The following is a 16,032-nucleotide window of genomic DNA, read 5'->3' on the forward strand; positions in this document are numbered from 1 at the left end:
ATTTCAGGGTGATCGAACCCATGCGCCTGCTCGCGCGACTTGCGTTCCTTGCCGCCGCCTTGCTGGCACCGGCCGCTGTTTCTGCCGCGCCAGTGGCCGATGCCGCGACGCTGGCTGCGGTCAAGGCTTGCGCCCCGGCGCGGCCCTGCGCGGCCAAACTGCCGGTGCGGGTGGTGGTCGTCACCATGTTCGAGATCGGCGCGGATAGCGGCGACAAGCCGGGCGAGTTCCAGCTCTGGAAAGAGCGCCGTCACCTCACCGAAACGCTGCCGTTCCCGCAAGGGTGGCACGATCTCGCCTATGATCCCGAAACCGGCGTGCTGGCCATCGTGACCGGCATGGGTTCGATCAAATCGGCCACGGCGGCGCTGGCGCTGGGGCTGGATGATCGGCTTGACCTTTCCAAGGCCTACTGGCTGGTGGCGGGGATCGCCGGGATCGATCCGGAGGATGCCTCGGTCGGTTCGGCCGCCTGGGCGCGCTATCTGATCGACGGCGATATCGCGCACGAGATCGATGCGCGCGAAATTCCGAAAGGCTGGTCGAGCGGCTACTTTGCGCTCCACAGCAAGGGGCCGATGGACAAGGCCCCGCTCGATCCGGTGAACGGCGAGATGTTCGAGCTCAATCCCGCGCTGCAGGACTGGGCTTATGCGCTGACGAAAGACACGGCGCTGCCCGATGATGCCCGGATTGCCGAGGCCCGCAAGGCGTTCAAGGGCTATCCCAATGCGCAGAAGCCGCCGTTCGTGCTGAAGGGCGACAACCTTGCGGCGATGACGTTCTGGCACGGCGCGAAGATGACGCAGTGGGCCAATGACTGGACCCGGTTCTGGACGCGCGGGAAAGGCGAATTCGTCACCTCCGCGATGGAGGAAACGGGCACGTTCCAGTCTATCGAATATCTCACCAAGGTCGGCCGGGCGGACCGGGACCGCGTGCTGGTGCTGCGCGCAGGCAGCAATTTCACGATGCCGCCGCCGGGCCTGGATGCGGCGACGTATCTTCTCAGCGAGAATCAGGGCTATGCCGGGATGACCGCGGCGCTGGAAAGCCTGTACATCGTGGGCGGCAAGGTGGTCGACGAGATCGTGGGGCACTGGGACCGCTACGAAAGAAGCCCGCCGAAATGAGCGGCAGCTCATGACCCTGACGCTGATCCGCAATGCGGCCGTGGTGGCGGCGATGGATGACGCGGGGAGCGAGATTGCGGGCGGCGCGGTGGCCATGCGCGATGGTGTTATCCTCGCGGTGGGAACGACCGCCGAACTGGCGCCGCTGGCCGGGCATGCCGACGAGATTATCGAGGCGGCGGGCTGCGTGGTGACGCCGGGGCTGATCAACACCCACCACCATCTCTACCAGACGCTGACCCGCGCGGTGCCCGGCGCAACCGAGGCTTCGCTGTTCGGCTGGCTCAAGCGGCTCTACCCGATCTGGGCGCGGTATACGCCGGACGACGTGTTTGCCGCGACGCAACTGGGGCTGGCGGAGCTGGCGCTTTCGGGTTGCTCGCTCAGCTCGGATCATCTGTACTTGTTCCCGAATGGCGTGACGCTGGATGATACGATCCATGCCGCCGCCGGAATCGGCGTGCGCTTCCATGCGACGCGCGGCAGCATGAGCGTGGGGGAAAGCGCCGGGGGCCTGCCGCCGGACAGTCTTGTCGAGCGTGAGGATGCGATTCTGGCGGACTGCATCCGCGTGATCGACCGCTTCCACGATGCTTCGGACGGCGCGATGGTGCGTGTGGGCGTGGCGCCGTGCTCGCCTTTCTCGGTGAGCCGCGAGCTGATGCGCGATGCGGCGCTGCTGGCGCGCGACAAGGGCGTGATGCTGCACACCCATCTCGCCGAAGATGCTGATGACGTGGCCTTCAGCCTTGAGCGGTTCGGCTGCCGGCCGGGGCAATATGCCGAGGAGCTCGGCTGGACCGGGCCTGACGTGTGGCATGCGCACTGCGTGCAGCTCGATGCGAAAGAGATCGACCTCTTTGCGCGCACGCGGACCGGGGTGGCGCATTGTCCGGGCTCGAACTGCCGGCTGGGCTCGGGCGTCGCGCCGGTGCGGGCGATGGTCGATGCCGGGGTGCCGGTGGGGCTGGGAGTCGATGGCTCGGCCTCGAATGACACGGCGAACCTGCTGGGCGAGGCGCGGCAGGCCATGCTGCTCCAGCGGGTGACGCACGGCGCGACAGCATTTGCCGCACGCGAGGCGCTGAAGCTGGCGACACGCGGCGGCGCGGCGGTGCTCGGGCGGCCTGATCTGGGCCAGCTGAAACCGGGCATGCGCGGCGATGTGGCGGTGTGGGACATGGCCGAGGTAGCCTCGACCGGGGCGTGGGATCTGGTCGCCGGGCTCATCCTCGCGCCGCCTTCCGGTGTGCGGGACCTGTTTGTGGAAGGCCGCGCGGTCGTGCGCGGCGGCGACCTCGTCCGTACGCCCCGCGCGCATATCCTGGCGGCAGCCCGCCGCTCGCTCGACCGGCTTATCGCCACCGGCTAGGAGACTGCCCGCCGTGCCCCCCTCTGCTGGAAGATTGCCCAACTCGGTCAGCCGCGCGCAGGCCCGTGATCCGGATTTCTTTCCCGGCATGGCCCTCGCGCTTCCCCTGGGCATCCAGCACGTTCTGGCGATGTTTGTTTCGAACCTGACGCCGCCGATCATTGTCGCGGGGGCGGCGGGCTTCGGGTTCGGTTCGGCGGACCCCTCGCAGCTGATCTACATGATCCAGATGGCCATGTTGTTCGCCGGGATCGCGACCCTGATGCAGACTGTCGGCTTTGGCCCGGTGGGCGCGCGGCTGCCGCTGGTGCAGGGGACGAGCTTTGCGTTCATCCCGGTGATGATTCCGATCGTGGCGGGCCGAGGCGTGGGCGCGATGGCGGAGCTGACCACGGCGGCGTTGATCGGCGGGCTGGTGCATGGGGCCCTTAGCGTGTTCGTGGGCCGCGTGCGGTTTGCGCTTCCGCCGCTGATCACCGGGCTGGTGGTGCTGATGATCGGGCTCTCGCTGATGCGGATCGGGGTGCAGTATTCGGCGGGCGGTGTGCCGGCAGTGGGCACACCGGCGTTTGGCGCCGGGAGCAGCTGGCTGCTGGCGGGCGTTGTCGTTTTCGCGACGCTGGGCCTCAAGTTCTTCGCGCGCGGGCTGTGGTCGACGGCATCGGTGCTGCTGGGGCTGCTTGCGGGCTATCTGGTGGCGCTGGCGATGGGGCGGATTTCGTTCGAAGCCGTGGGGGCAGCGCCGCTGGTAATGGTGCCGCAGCCGTTCCATTTCGGTTTTGCGCTTTCGGCCTCGGCGGTGCTGGGCTTCGTGCTGACGGGGTTTGTCTCCTCGATCGAATCCATCGGCGATGTCGAGGCGATCTGCGAGGGGACGGCGGGTCGGCCCGCGACCGATGCCGAGTTAAAGGGCGCGGTGGCGGCGGATGGGGCGGGCACGGCGCTCGCAGCGATCTTCGGTGCGCTGCCCAACACGACCTTCAGCCAGAACGTGGGTCTGATCGCGATCACCGGCATGATGAGCCGCCATGTCGTGACCTTGGGCGCGCTGTTCCTGATCGTGTGCGGACTGGTGCCGAAGATCGGCGCGGTGATCACCACGATCCCCATCGAAGTGCTGGGCGGCGGGGTGATCGTGATGTTCGGCATGGTTGCCTCGGCCGCGCTTTCGATGCTGGCGGGGGTGACCTGGAACCAACGCAACATGCTGGTGTTCGGGGTTAGCCTGTCGCTTGCGCTCGGCCTGCAACTGGAACCGACGGCGCTGGCGCATCTGCCCGAGACGGCGCGGATGCTGCTCTCTTCCGGCGTGCTGCCGGCGGCGGTGCTGGCGATCCTGCTCAATCTGCTCCTGCCCGAAGAGACTGCCGATGACGAGGAGCCGCAAGGCGCAGTTCTCGCCGGGGATGGGGGGTGAGCACATGGTGACGAGCGCTCTCTTTTTTGCAACAAACCGTCCGGTTCATTGCGTTGGATCGGTAGGGGTCGGCGCGGCATAGGGGCGGCACCATGGCAGCGCGCATCAAACTTCCCACGGTCGATCCGTTCCTGATGTGGCTGGTGGGCTGCGTCGTGGCGGCGAGCGTGCTGCCGGCGCGCGGCGCGGTGCTGACGGGGTTCGACTGGGCTGCGAATGCCGCCATCGTGCTGCTGTTCTTCCTCCACGGCGCCAAGCTTTCGCGCGAGGCGGTGCTGGCGGGCGTCGGGCACTGGCGCCTGCACCTGATGACGCTGGCGTTCACGTTCGTGCTGTTTCCAGTGCTGGGCTTGGCGGCGCAGGCGGTGACGGGGCGGCTGATCGACCCGACTTTGGCGATGGGGCTGCTGTTCCTCGCGCTGCTGCCCTCGACCGTGCAGAGCTCGATCGCGATGACTGCGATGGCGGGCGGCAATGTGGCGGCGGCGGTGTGCAGCGCTTCGCTCTCCAATCTGATTGGCGTGGTGCTGACCCCGCTGCTGGTGACGGTGTTCATCCATTCGAATGGCGGCTCCGGCGGCAGTATGGACGGCCTCGGTTCGGCGCAGAAGATCGCCACGCAGCTGTTGCTGCCGTTTGTGGTGGGGCATTTGCTGCGGCCGGTGATCGGCAAGTGGGTGGATACGCACAAAAAGCTGCTGCAGCCGGTGGACCGTTCCTCGGTGCTGCTGGTGGTCTATTCGGCGTTCAGTGCGGCGGTGGTCAACGGGGTGTGGCTCCGCGTCGGGCTGTTTGATCTGGCGGTGCTGCTGGCCGCCTCGGCGGCGATGCTGGCCATCGTGATCGCGGTGAACGGTGTGGTTGCGCGTGCAGCAGGCTTCAGCCGCGAGGATACCATCGTGCTGCTGTTTTGCGGTTCCAAGAAGAGCCTTGTTTCGGGCGTACCGATGGCGGGCGCGCTGTTTGCCCCGGCGCAAGTCGGCATCGTGATTTTGCCGCTGATGGTGTTCCATCAGTTGCAGCTCTTCGTCTGCGCCTGGCTGGCGGGGCGCTGGCGGCGTGAGGGCGAGGCCCTAGCCGCCGCCGCGGCGGCCGCAGTGCTGCCGCCACAGGACGAGGCGGCGATGTTGGCGCGTGCAGGGGAGATCGGCCTGCCGGTGCCGGAGGAGTGCCGCGCGGGGGTTAGCAGCAACCTCGCCTTGCTGACGCAGCATGCGCGCGTTGCGCTGGGCGAGGGCGGAGCGTGAGGACGGCAAGCGACATTGCTGCCGCCGTGCGCGCGGGGCGCGAAAGCGCGGTATCGGTAACTTCGCTCGCGCTCGATGCCCTGAAAGCGGACCGGCATGTCGCAGTGACGCGGGTGCTGGCCGAGCGCGCCATGGGTGAGGCGGCGGCGGTCGATGCCCGGATCGCGCGCGGCGAGGATCCGGGGCCGCTGGCCGGCGTGCCCTTTGCGGTGAAGGACTTGTTCGACGTGGCGGGCCTGCCGACGACGGCGGGCTCTGCGGCGCGCGCCAAAGGCCCTGCGGCGAGCGCGGATGCCGAGGCGATCCGCAGGCTGAACGCAGCAGGCGCGGTGCTGTGTGCGACGCTCAACATGGATGCCTTTGCCTATGGCTTTGCCACGGTGAACGCGGACTATGGCACCACGCGCAATCCGCATGATCCGGCGCGGCTGGCTGGCGGCTCCTCGGGCGGATCGGCGGCCGCGGTGGCGGCGGGGCTGGTTCCGCTGGCGCTGGGATCGGACACCAATGGATCGGTGCGCGTGCCCGCCAGCCTCTGCGGGCTCTATGGCCTGAGGCCCGCGCGGGGTGATCTGCCGCTTGAGGGGACGTTCCCGTTTGCCGAGAGCTTTGACGAGATCGGGCCATTTGCCGCGAGCCTTGAGGACTTGGCGCTAGTCTGGGCGGCGCTGCGGGGCAGTGCGGTTTCGCCGTCTGCCACGGCACCGAGGATCGCGCGGCTGGGCGGGCGGTTTCGTGAGAATGCCGATCCGGTGCAGCTCGCCGCCATCGATGCGATTGCACCGGACGCGCCATTGATCGAATTGCCCGATGTGGCGCGGGCGCGCAGCGCGGCCTTTGTCATCACGGCTTTTGAGGGCGGGCGGCTGCACCGGGATGCGCTGGCCGCCGATCCGTTTACATACGATCCCGCGGTGCGCGACCGGCTGATCGCGGGAGCCTTGCTGCCCTATGCGCTTTACGAACGAGCGCTGGCGTTCCGCGCCGAATATGTCACGCGGATCGAGGCGCTTGCTGCAAGCTACGATGTTCTGCTGGCGCCATCCGCGCCCTGCGCTGCGCCGCTCACTGACGATCCGGTGATCCTGATCGATGGCGAACCGAGCCCGGCGCGGGCGAACCTTGGCATCCATACGCAGCCGATAACCTTCACCGCGCTGCCGGTGCTGGCGGTGCCGCTGAAGCGACCCGGGAAGCTGCCGCTCGGGCTGCAATTGATCGGCAAGCGGGGCGGCGAGGGCGCGCTGCTGCGGCTGGCGGCAGAGCTTGAAGACAGGGATTTGACCGGCGTGACCATGCCGGAAAGCGCATTTGCGGGGGAAATGACATGAGCGATGCAGTGGCAGCCGAGCAGGGGATGCTCGAGCGCCAGTTCCAGCTGAGTGCGCGCGGCACCGATGTGCGCACTGAAGTGCTGGCGGGCTTCACCACGTTTCTCACCATGGCCTATATCGTGCTCGTCAATCCGGCGATCCTGGGGCAGGCGGGGCTGCCGGTGGCTTCGGTGGCGGCGGCGACGTGCTTTGCCGCAGCTTTTGCCTCGATCCTGATGGGCATGGTGGCGAACACGCCGCTGGCGCTGGCGCCGGGCATGGGGCTCAACGCCTATTTCAGTTTCACCGTGGTGCAGCAGATGGGCGTGCCCTGGCCCATCGCGCTGGGCTGCGTGTTCATTTCGGGCGTGGCGTTCCTGATCCTCACGCTGACGGGGGTGCGGCAGCTGATCGTCTCGGTGATCCCGCAGCATCTGTTTGCGGCGGTGGCGGGCGGCATCGGCCTGTTCATCGGCTTTATCGGGCTGAAGGATGCGGGCATCGTTGTCGCCAATCCGGCGACCTTCGTGGCGCTGGGCAGCGTGACGCAGCCGGGGCCGGCGCTGGCGCTGTTCGGCCTTGTCATCATCGGCACGCTGAGCGTGTGGAACGTGCGCGCCGCCATGCTGATCGGAATCGTGCTGACGACGCTGGCGGGCTGGGTCATGGGGCAGGTCCATGCGCCGACCGAACCCTATAGCCTTGCGGCGCTGACGGGCACCGCGTTCAAGCTCGACATTCCGGGCGTGTTTGGACTTTCGGGCAAGGCAGGGCTGGGGCTGCTCGAGATCCTCTTCGTGTTCCTCTTCGTCGATCTGTTCGACAACATCGGCACCTTGGTGGCGGTGACCAAGCGCGCGGGGCTGATGGATGCGGCGGGGAAGATCCCGGGTTTGAACCGCATACTGATGACCGATGCCGTGGCGACCATGGTGGGCGCAGTGGCGGGCACTTCGACCGTCACCAGCTATGTCGAGAGCGCGGCGGGCGTGCAGGCGGGCGGGCGCACGGGGCTCACGGCGGTGGTCTGCGGGCTTTTGTTCTTCGCGACCATGTTCGTTGCGCCTTATGCGCAGCTCGTGCCGCTGGCGGCGACCGCGCCCGCGCTCGTCGTGGTCGGCGGGCTGATGCTGCTGCCGCTGACCGAGGTGGACTGGGAGGACCCGATGGCGGCGATCCCGGCGTTCCTCACGGTGGCGATGATCCCGCTGACGTTCTCGATCGCCAATGGCCTCGCCTTCGGCATCACCGCGCATGCCTTGCTCAAGCTGCTCAAGGGGCAGGCGAGCACGAAGGACTGGTTTCTCTACACGCTCGCCGCGCTGTTCGTGGCGCGCTTTGTCTGGATGGCTGCAGCATGATCCGTCTGATTCTTCTGGTTTTCGCCACGCTGCTGGCGGCGCCCGCTTTTGCCCAGAAGCTGGATGACACCCCGCGCACAGTGGTGATGACGGCGTTTTATCCCGAGTGGCATTCGCTCGTGCCCACGATCAAGGATGCCAAGGAGCACACGATTAACGGCAGCACTTTCCTGACCGGCACGCTGGAAGGCAAGCCGGTCGTGCTGATGCAGAGCGGGGTCAGCGTGGTGAACGCGGCGATGAGCACGCAAATCGTGCTCGACCGGTTCAATGTGAAGCGGATCGTGTTTTCGGGGATAGCGGGCGGAGTCGATCCGGCGCTGTCCATCGGCGATGTGGTGGTGCCGGAGAACTGGGGGCAATATCTCGAAGGGTCTTTTGCGCGCAAGACCAAGAAGGGCTGGATGCCGCCCGATGAAGGCCACCCGGAATCGCCTGCGAACTGGAACTTCATCTTCCCGCGCGGGACGCTGATCACCAGCAAGGACGCGAAGATGAGCCGCGTCTACCGAATTCCGGTGGATGCCGAACTGCTCGCCCTAGCGAAGAAGGTGGTGACCACGGTCACGCTGGAGCGCTGCGTGCCGCCATCTGACAAGATGCGCCCCGGCTCGGCGCTGTGCCTGCCGCGCATGCCCAAGATTCAGGTCGGTGGGACGGGGGTGACGGCGGGAATCTATGCCGACAATGCCGCGTTCCGCATCTACCTCCAGCGCGCGTGGAAAGCGCGGGTGCTCGATATGGAAAGCGCAGCGGTGATGCAGGTGGCGATGAGCAACGGCGTGCCGGCCATCGTGTTCCGCAGCCTCTCCGACCTTGCGGGCGGGGACCAGCACAAGAACATGGAGTACACCTTCGAGCATCTCGCCTCGGCCAATTCGGCGCATGTCGTGCGGGCATTTGTCGCAGCACTGGCAGATTGATGGTGCTGACAACCGTCTCAGGTCGTGAGGGCATTGTCACCGCGCCGCATTGGCTGGCGGCGGAGGCGGGGCTGGCCGTGCTGCAGGATGGCGGCAATGCGGTGGAAGCGACCGTTGCGGTCGCGGCGTGCCTGGCGGTGGTCTATCCGCACATGACCGGGATCGGCGGGGATGGCTTCTGGGTGATCCACGAGCCGGACGGCGCGGTGCATGGTATCCATGGCTGCGGCGGCGCGGCGGGGGCGGTTTCGCTCGAGATGTATGCCGGGCTGGAGGCGGTGCCGTTTCGCGGTCCGTTGGCTGCGAATACGGTGGCGGGGACGATTTCCGGCTGGGCGACGGCGCTGGCGAGTGCAGGCGGTTCGCTGCCGATGGAGCGGCTGCTGCGCGATGCCATTACCCATGCCGAGGCGGGCGTGGCGGTGACGGCGGGGCAGGCGGCGATTGCTGCTGCCAAGGGGCCGGAACTGCGCGCGCAGCCGGGGGCCTATGCGGCGACCTTCGAGCCGGAAGGGCGGCCCTTGCAGGCAGGCGATGTGCTGCGCCAGCCGGTGCTGGCGGAAACCTTGCGGCGGCTATGCGAGGAGGGGCTGGAAAGCTTCTACAGCGGCCCGTTGGCAGAGGACATTGCGGCGGATCTGGAGGCACTGGGCAGCCCGGTTTCAGCAGCCGATCTGGCAGCCCATGCGGCAACGCGGGCCGAGCCGCTGACGACGCGGATCAGGGATGCGCAGCTGTGGAACAGCGCGCCGCCGACGCAGGGCTTTGCCTCGCTCCTGATTCTGGCGCTGTTCGATCGGTTGGAAGCCAGCGCGGCGGACGGATTTGACCATGTCCATGGGCTGGTCGAGGTGACGAAGCAGGCATTCCTGCTGCGCGATCGGCACGTGGGCGATCCGGCCTTTACCGGGTTCGATTTTCAGGGGCTGCTGGATGATGCGGCGGCGCTCGATGCGCTGGCGGCGAAGATCGATCCGGCGGGGGCGCTGGCCTGGCCGCAGCCGCCGCAGTGGGGGGATACCTGCTGGTTCGGCGCGGCGGACGGCGAGGGACGCGTGGTCAGCGCGATCCAGTCGACCTATTTCGAGTTCGGTTCGGGGCTCGTGCTGCCGAGGACGGGGATCACCTGGCAGAACCGGGGGAGCAGCTTCCGGCTCGCGGAACATGGCTGGAATGCGCTGAAACCCTATCGCAAGCCCTTCCACACGCTCAATCCGGCGCTCGCGCGTTTCGATGACGGGCGGGTAATGGCCTATGGCACGATGGGCGGCGAGGGGCAGCCGCAGACGCAGGCGGCACTGTTCACCCGCTACGCCCGGTTCGGGGTGGACTTGCAGGCGGCGATTAGCGCGCCGCGCTGGCTGCTGGGGCGGACATGGGGGGATCAATCGACCACGCTCAAGCTGGAGGATGGCTTTGCGCCGGACCTCTACGCGGCGTTGGAAGCGGCGGGGCATGCGGTTGAGCGCGTCGGGCCGCTGACAGCGACGATGGGCCACGCCGGGGCGATTGTGCGCCATGCGGACGGGCGGTTCGATGGGGCGACCGATCCGCGCAGCAATGGCGCAGTGGCAGCATGGTAACCGGCGGCGCCAGAGCAGTCGCGCGCTGTGATGCGCTGGCGCTGCCGCCGTTCAGCGACAGCGCCGAGGGGTTGACGCGCACGTATCTTTCGCCCGCCTACGGAGCGACGCAGGAGAAGCTGGCCGAATGGATGGCGGAGGCGGGCATGACGGTCCGCCGCGATTCGGCCGCGAACCTGATCGGGCGCTATGAAGGGCGCGTGGCGCATGCTCCGGCGCTGGTGATCGGCAGCCATATCGACAGCGTTCGCAATGCCGGGGCTTATGACGGGCCGCTCGGGATCATGCTGGGAATTGAGACAGTTGCTGCGCTTTCCTCAAGCGGTACGCAACTGCCCTTTGCGGTCGAAATCTATGCATTCGGCGACGAGGAAGGCAGCCGCTTTCCCGCCGCGATGCTGACCAGCCGCGCGGTGGCGGGCACGCTCGATCCGGCGGCGCTGGATGTGACGGACCGCGACGGGGTGCGGCTGGGCGATCTCGTTGATCTGGCGGCTTATCCTTCGGCGGCGCGCGCGCCGGGTGAGGTGCTGGCCTATCTGGAAGCGCATATCGAGCAGGGGCCGGTGCTGGAGGCCGAAGGGCTGGCGCTGGGCACGGTGACCGGGATTGCGGCGCAGCTGCGCTTCGAGATCGGGCTTTCGGGGACTGCCGGCCATGCCGGGACGACCGCAATGGGCCTGCGCCGCGATGCGGTGGCGGGGATGGCCGAGATGGTGCTGGCCGCCGAAGCTGTGGCGACGGCCGGGCCGCCCGATCTTGTCGCTACGGTGGGCGTGGTCGAGGTGCCTTCGGGCGCGGCCAATGTGATTGCGGGGCGCAGCCGGTTCACGCTCGATGTGCGCGCTGGCGATGCGGGCGTGCGCGACCGGGCAGCCGATGAGGTTCTGCGCCGGTTCCGTGACATTGCCGAACGGCGCGACCTCGGCCTTTCAGTGCGGCAGGTGCATGACTTGCCAGCAAGCCCCTGTGATCCGGCGCTGATGGACCTGCTTGAAGAAGCCACCGTGGCGGCGGGGCAGAGGCCCTTCCGCCTCGTTTCGGGCGCAGGGCACGATGCCATGATCATGGCCGCGCTCTGCCCCACCGCCATGCTGTTTCTGCGCTGCCGCGGCGGCGTGAGCCACAACCCGGCCGAATATGTCGAGCCTGCGGATGCCGAAGCGGCGCTGGCGGTCATGTCCGGCTTTATCAAGAGATTGGGAGCGAAACTTGAACCCGCTTGATCCCACCCTGTTCGGCGAGATCGATCCGCCGCAGCGTCTGCTGATGGGGCCGGGGCCGGTCAATGCCCACCCGCGCGTGCTTCGCGCGATGGCGGCGGACCTGCTCGGCCAGTTCGATCCGGAAATGACCGGGTTCATGAACCAGGTCATGGCGCTTTATCGCCCGGTGTTCGGCACGCAGAACCAGTGGACCATGCTGATCGACGGCACCGCACGCGCGGCAATCGAGGCTTCGCTGGTGAGCCTCGTGGAGCCGGGTGATACCGTGCTGGTGGTCAATTTCGGGCGCTTCGGCCTGCTGCTGACGGAGATTCTTGGGCGCATCGGCGCGAGGATCGAGACGGTGAGCGCGCCCTGGGGTGAGGTCGTGCCGATGGAGGCGATAGCCGAGGCGATCGAGCGCCATGGTCCCAAAGTGGTGGCGACGGTGCACGGCGATACTTCGACGACGATGGCGCAGCCCCTCGAAGGGCTGGGGGCGCTGTGCAAAGCGGCAGGCGCGTATGCCTATGTCGATGCCTGCGCGACCTTGGGCGGGATGGAGATCGCGGCGGACCGGTGGGGTGTCGATGTGGTGACCGCGGGCCTGCAGAAGTGCCTTGGCGGGCCTTCGGGCAGCGCGCCGATCACAATTTCGGACCGGGCGGCGGAGCGCATCTTTGCGCGGAGGCATGTCGAGCAGGGCATCCGCCGCGCGGATATAAGCGATGGCGTGGGCCCGCGCATTCCCTCCAACTACTTCGATCTTGCGATGATCATGGATTACTGGTCGGAGAAGCGGCTCAACCACCATACCGAGGCGACCTCGATGCTCTATGCCGCGCGCGAATGTGCGCGGGTGGCGCTGGGTGAGGGGCTGGACATGCGCTTTGCCCGGCACCGCAAGGCAGGTGCGGCGATGACGGCGGGCGTGCGGGCGATGGGGCTCACGGTGTTTGGCGATGACGCGCACCGGATGACCAACGTGACGGGCGTGTACATCCCCGAAGGCGTGGACGGCGAGACGATCCGCACCGCGATGCGCGCGCACTTCGAGATCGAGATCGGCACCGCCTTTGGGCCGCTGCAAGGCAAGATCTGGCGGCTGGGCGCGATGGGTTACAACGCGATGAAGCACAAGGTGCTGCTGACGCTGGGCGCGCTGGAGGCTTGTCTGACGGCGGCGGGGCATGCGGTTCCGCTTGGCGCGGCGGTGCCGGTGGCGCTGGCAGCGTGGGAAGCGGCATGACGAGCCCGCGCGATCTGGTCGGCTATGGCGCATCGCTGCCCGAGGCCCGCTGGCCGGGTGGCGCGCGCGTGGCCGTGCAGTTCGTGATCAACTACGAGGAGGGCGCGGAAAACTCGGTCCTCAATGGCGACAAGGGTTCGGAAGCGTTCCTTTCGGACATGGTGGGCGCGGCGAGCCATCCGGCGCGGGCGATGGCGATGGAGAGCCTCTACGAATACGGGAGCCGCGCCGGGTTCTGGCGGCTGCACCGGCTATTCACTGAGCGGGGTGTGCCGGTGACGGTGTTCGGCGTGGCGGCGGCGATGGCCGCCAATCCGGCGGCGGTCGAGGCGATGCTCAAGGCCGATTGGGAAGTGGCAAGCCACGGCTATCGCTGGATCGATTACCAGTATGTGCCCGAAGCGGTTGAGCGCGAGCATATCGCCAAGGCGATTGCATTGCATACCGAGCTGACCGGGGCGCGGCCGCTGGGGTGGTATCAGGGGCGGACGTCGCCCAATACGGCGCGGCTCGTGGCTGAGGAAGGTGGCTTTCTCTATGACGCGGACAGCTATGCCGATGATCTGCCCTACTGGGACCGGCGCCATGGCAAGCCGCAGCTGATCGTGCCCTATTCGCTTGATGCCAACGATATGAAGATCGTGTCGCTCAATGGCTTTACCGAGGGCGAGCAATTTTTCAGGTACTTGCACGATACCTTTGAGCAGCTGCGCGAGGAAGGCGGGCGGATGATGTCCGTGGGCCTCCATGGCCGGATTGCTGGCCGTCCGGGGCGGGCGCGGGCGGTGGCGCGGTTTGTCGATCATGTGCTGGGGAGCGGGGACGCGTGGATCGCCCGGCGCGTGGAAATCGCTCGGCACTGGCTGGCGGAGCATCCCGCATGAGGGTGAACGATCCCGCGCTGCTGGCCGAAGTGACGGCCGCGTTCCACGAATACGAGCGTGCGTTGATGGCGGACGATCTGCCCGCAATGGACGCGCTTTTTCACGATGCGCCTACGACCAACCGCTTCGGCGTGGGTGAGGTGCTGTGGGGCATCGAGGCGATCCGTGAATTTCGCAAAGGGCGCGGCGGTTCGCCGCAGCGGCGGTTTGGGCACGTTGCGATTACCGTTTACGGCGATGGTTTCGCCACGGCGGATGCCGAGTTTTTCCGCGAAGGCAGCGAGCGGCGCGGGCGGCAGAGCCAGAGCTGGGTGAAGTTTGCGGATGGCTGGAAGGTCGTTTCTGCTCACGTGAGCCTCGAAGGAGCGAGCTCGTGACCGCGCTGTTCGAGCATAGCCCGTGGATCGAGGCACGAGCGGATGCGGCGCCTTCGAGCGGGGATCGCTATGCGGACCTTATGGCGGTGGTCCATGCGGCGAGCCCTGAGGAGCAACTAGCGCTGATCCGTGCGCATCCGGAATTGGCGGGCAAGGCGGCGATTGACCGGACGCTGACCGAGGCATCGGCGGCGGAGCAGGCCAGCGCAGGGCTTGATCGGCTGAGCGCAGAAGAGTTTGCGCGGTTCCATGCGCTCAACGCGGCATACCGCGAGCGCTTCGGTTTTCCCTTCATCATCTGTGTGCGGCTGACCGACAAGGCGGGCATTCTCGCGGCGATGGAGGCGCGGCTGGCGCATGATCCGGATACCGAGATTGCCACGGCGATTGCGCAGATCGGCGAGATCGTGCGGCTCCGGCTGGAGGATGCGCGATGAGCATCGACTGGGCGGAATGGCTCAACCTGGCGATCCGCTGGTTCCATCTGACCGCAGGCATCGCGTGGATTGGCTCCTCGTTCTATTTCGTGTGGCTTGACAACCATCTGGTGCCGCCGAAATCAGGCGAGGCTTCGGGCGAGGTGTGGTCGGTCCACGGCGGCGGGTTTTACCACAAGCAGAAGTATCAGGTCGCGCCGAGCCAGATGCCCGAGGACCTGCACTGGTTCAAATGGGAGGCCTATACCACTTGGGTGACGGGCTTCCTGCTGCTGGCGCTGGTCTACTGGGTCGGCGCGGCGAGCTTTCTGATCGATCCGGCCAAGGCGGCGCTGACCCCGATGCAGGCCTCCGGGATTGGGGCGGCGGCGTTGGTTGCCGGCTGGCTCGTCTATGATGGCTTGTGCCGTTCACCGCTGGGGCGCGATGATCGGATGCTGGGTGCGGCCTGGTATGCCGTGCTGGTCGCGGCGGCCTGGGGGCTGTGCCAGATCTTCAGCGCGCGCGGGGCCTATTTGCATGTGGGGGCGATCATCGGCACGGCGATGGTCGGCAACGTGTTCTTCGTGATCATCCCGAACCAGCGCAAGGTGGTGGCGGCGCTGGTAGCGGGGGAAGTGCCCGATCCGGCGCTGGGCAAGGCGGCGAAGAGCCGTTCGCTGCACAACAACTACATGACACTGCCGGTGCTGTTCGTGATGATCAGCCACCACTACGCGATGACCTTCGGCGCCGCGCGGCCCTGGCTGGTGCTGGCGCTGCTGGGGCTGACGGGCGTGGCGGTGCGGCATGTGTTCAATTTGCGGCATCGGGGCCAGCCAATGGGCCGCGCGATGGCGGTGGTGGCTGTGCTGGCGCTGGTGAGCGTGACCTATGTTTCCGCCGAGAAGGCGACTTTGCCCGCGCGCGCGGCAAGCGCGGCGGCCGGGTCGGCGGATTGGGCGAGCGTACAGCCGATCTTCGCCAAGCACTGCACGACCTGCCATGCCGAGAAACCGACCAGCGATCTCGTCACCGCGCCGCCGCTGGGCGTGATGCTCGATAATCATGCGCATGCGCGGATGTTTGCGGCGCGGGTGAAGAAAGTGGCGGTCGATGCCGAGATCATGCCGCTGGGCAACACGACCGGGATGACCAAGGCCGAGCGCGAGACGCTGGGCCGCTGGATCGAGGCAGGAGCACCGTGATGGCGACGCTTTCAACGCATGTGCTGGATACGATGCAGGGCAAGCCCGCCGCGGGGATGCAGTTGTGGCTGGAGGACGCGGGCGGCGAGGAGCTGTTTGCGGGTGAGACCAATGCAGACGGGCGCTGTCCCGGCCTGCCTGAGCTGGTGCCGGGGCGCTATGCGCTGACGTTTGCGGTGGCGGAGTATTTCTCGGCCGAGGGCGCGGTGCTGCCTGATCCGCCGTTTCTGGGCGATGTGCGGATCGCGTTCGGGGTGTCAGACACTCCAGAGTCAGGGGGGGGGCACTACCATGTGCCGCTGCTCGTCTCGCCGTTTGCCTATTCGACCTATCGGGGGAGTTGA

General features: G+C 67.2%; 15 protein-coding genes. All 15 read left to right on the forward strand.

Translation table 11 applies throughout. The features are described from left to right. The first annotated feature begins 8 nt into the window (after positions 1-8). The 15 genes from Q0071_RS09015 to uraH all read left to right on the forward strand — a co-directional run bounded on the left by Q0071_RS09015 (position 9) and on the right by uraH (position 16,032). Positions 9-1,133 carry a purine nucleoside permease gene (locus Q0071_RS09015; protein WP_298167723.1) on the forward strand — a complete coding sequence of 375 codons (1,125 nt, stop codon included), beginning with the start codon at positions 9-11 and terminating at the stop codon, positions 1,131-1,133. Between the two features lie 10 nt (positions 1,134-1,143). Further along, the gene (locus Q0071_RS09020; RefSeq protein WP_298167726.1) at positions 1,144-2,505 is read left to right on the forward strand and encodes an 8-oxoguanine deaminase; all 1,362 of its coding nucleotides are present in this window, start codon (positions 1,144-1,146) and stop codon (positions 2,503-2,505) included. A gap of 13 nt (positions 2,506-2,518) precedes the next feature. Beyond that, entirely contained in the window at positions 2,519-3,922 is a 1,404-nt protein-coding gene (locus tag Q0071_RS09025) for a nucleobase:cation symporter-2 family protein (RefSeq protein WP_298167729.1), read from the forward strand. A gap of 92 nt (positions 3,923-4,014) precedes the next feature. Further along, a complete protein-coding gene (locus Q0071_RS09030) occupies positions 4,015-5,169 on the forward strand; it encodes a bile acid:sodium symporter family protein (protein ID WP_298167732.1) in 1,155 nt (384 codons plus the stop codon). After that, entirely contained in the window at positions 5,166-6,500 is a 1,335-nt protein-coding gene (locus Q0071_RS09035) for an AtzE family amidohydrolase (protein WP_298167735.1), read from the forward strand. The genes Q0071_RS09030 and Q0071_RS09035 overlap by 4 nt, the downstream gene beginning before the upstream one ends. Then, the gene (locus Q0071_RS09040; RefSeq protein ID WP_298167738.1) at positions 6,497-7,843 is read left to right on the forward strand and encodes an NCS2 family permease; all 1,347 of its coding nucleotides are present in this window, start codon (positions 6,497-6,499) and stop codon (positions 7,841-7,843) included. The genes Q0071_RS09035 and Q0071_RS09040 overlap by 4 nt, the downstream gene beginning before the upstream one ends. Continuing rightward, entirely contained in the window at positions 7,840-8,766 is a 927-nt protein-coding gene (locus tag Q0071_RS09045; RefSeq protein WP_298167741.1) for a 5'-methylthioadenosine/S-adenosylhomocysteine nucleosidase, read from the forward strand. Before Q0071_RS09040 ends, Q0071_RS09045 begins: the two co-directional genes overlap by 4 nt. Continuing rightward, positions 8,766-10,349, forward strand: coding sequence for a gamma-glutamyltransferase (locus Q0071_RS09050; protein ID WP_298167744.1), 1,584 nt, complete (start codon positions 8,766-8,768; stop codon positions 10,347-10,349). Before Q0071_RS09045 ends, Q0071_RS09050 begins: the two co-directional genes overlap by 1 nt. Further along, positions 10,343-11,575, forward strand: a complete 1,233-nt coding sequence (locus Q0071_RS09055) for an allantoate amidohydrolase (protein ID WP_298167747.1) — start codon at positions 10,343-10,345, stop codon at positions 11,573-11,575. Before Q0071_RS09050 ends, Q0071_RS09055 begins: the two co-directional genes overlap by 7 nt. Next, positions 11,562-12,803, forward strand: a complete 1,242-nt coding sequence (locus Q0071_RS09060; RefSeq protein ID WP_298167750.1) for an alanine--glyoxylate aminotransferase family protein — start codon at positions 11,562-11,564, stop codon at positions 12,801-12,803. The genes Q0071_RS09055 and Q0071_RS09060 overlap by 14 nt, the downstream gene beginning before the upstream one ends. Continuing rightward, on the forward strand, positions 12,800-13,687 hold the full coding sequence (gene puuE, locus Q0071_RS09065) for an allantoinase PuuE (protein WP_298167753.1): 888 nt from the start codon (positions 12,800-12,802) through the stop codon (positions 13,685-13,687). The genes Q0071_RS09060 and puuE overlap by 4 nt, the downstream gene beginning before the upstream one ends. Then, a complete protein-coding gene (gene hpxZ / locus Q0071_RS09070; protein ID WP_298167756.1) occupies positions 13,684-14,064 on the forward strand; it encodes an oxalurate catabolism protein HpxZ in 381 nt (126 codons plus the stop codon). Before puuE ends, hpxZ begins: the two co-directional genes overlap by 4 nt. Next, positions 14,061-14,501: a 2-oxo-4-hydroxy-4-carboxy-5-ureidoimidazoline decarboxylase gene (uraD, locus tag Q0071_RS09075; protein ID WP_298167761.1), complete on the forward strand. Its 441-nt coding sequence runs from the start codon at positions 14,061-14,063 to the stop codon at positions 14,499-14,501. Before hpxZ ends, uraD begins: the two co-directional genes overlap by 4 nt. Next, on the forward strand, positions 14,498-15,688 hold the full coding sequence (locus Q0071_RS09080) for a urate hydroxylase PuuD (RefSeq protein WP_298167764.1): 1,191 nt from the start codon (positions 14,498-14,500) through the stop codon (positions 15,686-15,688). The genes uraD and Q0071_RS09080 overlap by 4 nt, the downstream gene beginning before the upstream one ends. Continuing rightward, on the forward strand, positions 15,688-16,032 hold the full coding sequence (gene uraH / locus Q0071_RS09085) for a hydroxyisourate hydrolase (RefSeq protein WP_298167769.1): 345 nt from the start codon (positions 15,688-15,690) through the stop codon (positions 16,030-16,032). Before Q0071_RS09080 ends, uraH begins: the two co-directional genes overlap by 1 nt.

The sequence above is a fragment of the Novosphingobium sp. genome (genome assembly GCF_027486195.1).
Taxonomy (GTDB): domain Bacteria; phylum Pseudomonadota; class Alphaproteobacteria; order Sphingomonadales; family Sphingomonadaceae; genus Novosphingobium.

Coding starts and splice junctions, on each gene's coding strand:
- Q0071_RS09020 (WP_298167726.1), top strand. CDS start 1,144: ATGACCCTGACGCTGATCCGCAATGCGGCCGTGGTGGCGGCGATGGAT.
- Q0071_RS09030 (WP_298167732.1), top strand. CDS start 4,015: ATGGCAGCGCGCATCAAACTTCCCACGGTCGATCCGTTCCTGATGTGG.
- Q0071_RS09040 (WP_298167738.1), top strand. CDS start 6,497: ATGAGCGATGCAGTGGCAGCCGAGCAGGGGATGCTCGAGCGCCAGTTC.
- Q0071_RS09045 (WP_298167741.1), top strand. CDS start 7,840: ATGATCCGTCTGATTCTTCTGGTTTTCGCCACGCTGCTGGCGGCGCCC.
- Q0071_RS09050 (WP_298167744.1), top strand. CDS start 8,766: ATGGTGCTGACAACCGTCTCAGGTCGTGAGGGCATTGTCACCGCGCCG.
- Q0071_RS09055 (WP_298167747.1), top strand. CDS start 10,343: ATGGTAACCGGCGGCGCCAGAGCAGTCGCGCGCTGTGATGCGCTGGCG.
- puuE (WP_298167753.1), top strand. CDS start 12,800: ATGACGAGCCCGCGCGATCTGGTCGGCTATGGCGCATCGCTGCCCGAG.
- hpxZ (WP_298167756.1), top strand. CDS start 13,684: ATGAGGGTGAACGATCCCGCGCTGCTGGCCGAAGTGACGGCCGCGTTC.
- Q0071_RS09080 (WP_298167764.1), top strand. CDS start 14,498: ATGAGCATCGACTGGGCGGAATGGCTCAACCTGGCGATCCGCTGGTTC.
- uraH (WP_298167769.1), top strand. CDS start 15,688: ATGGCGACGCTTTCAACGCATGTGCTGGATACGATGCAGGGCAAGCCC.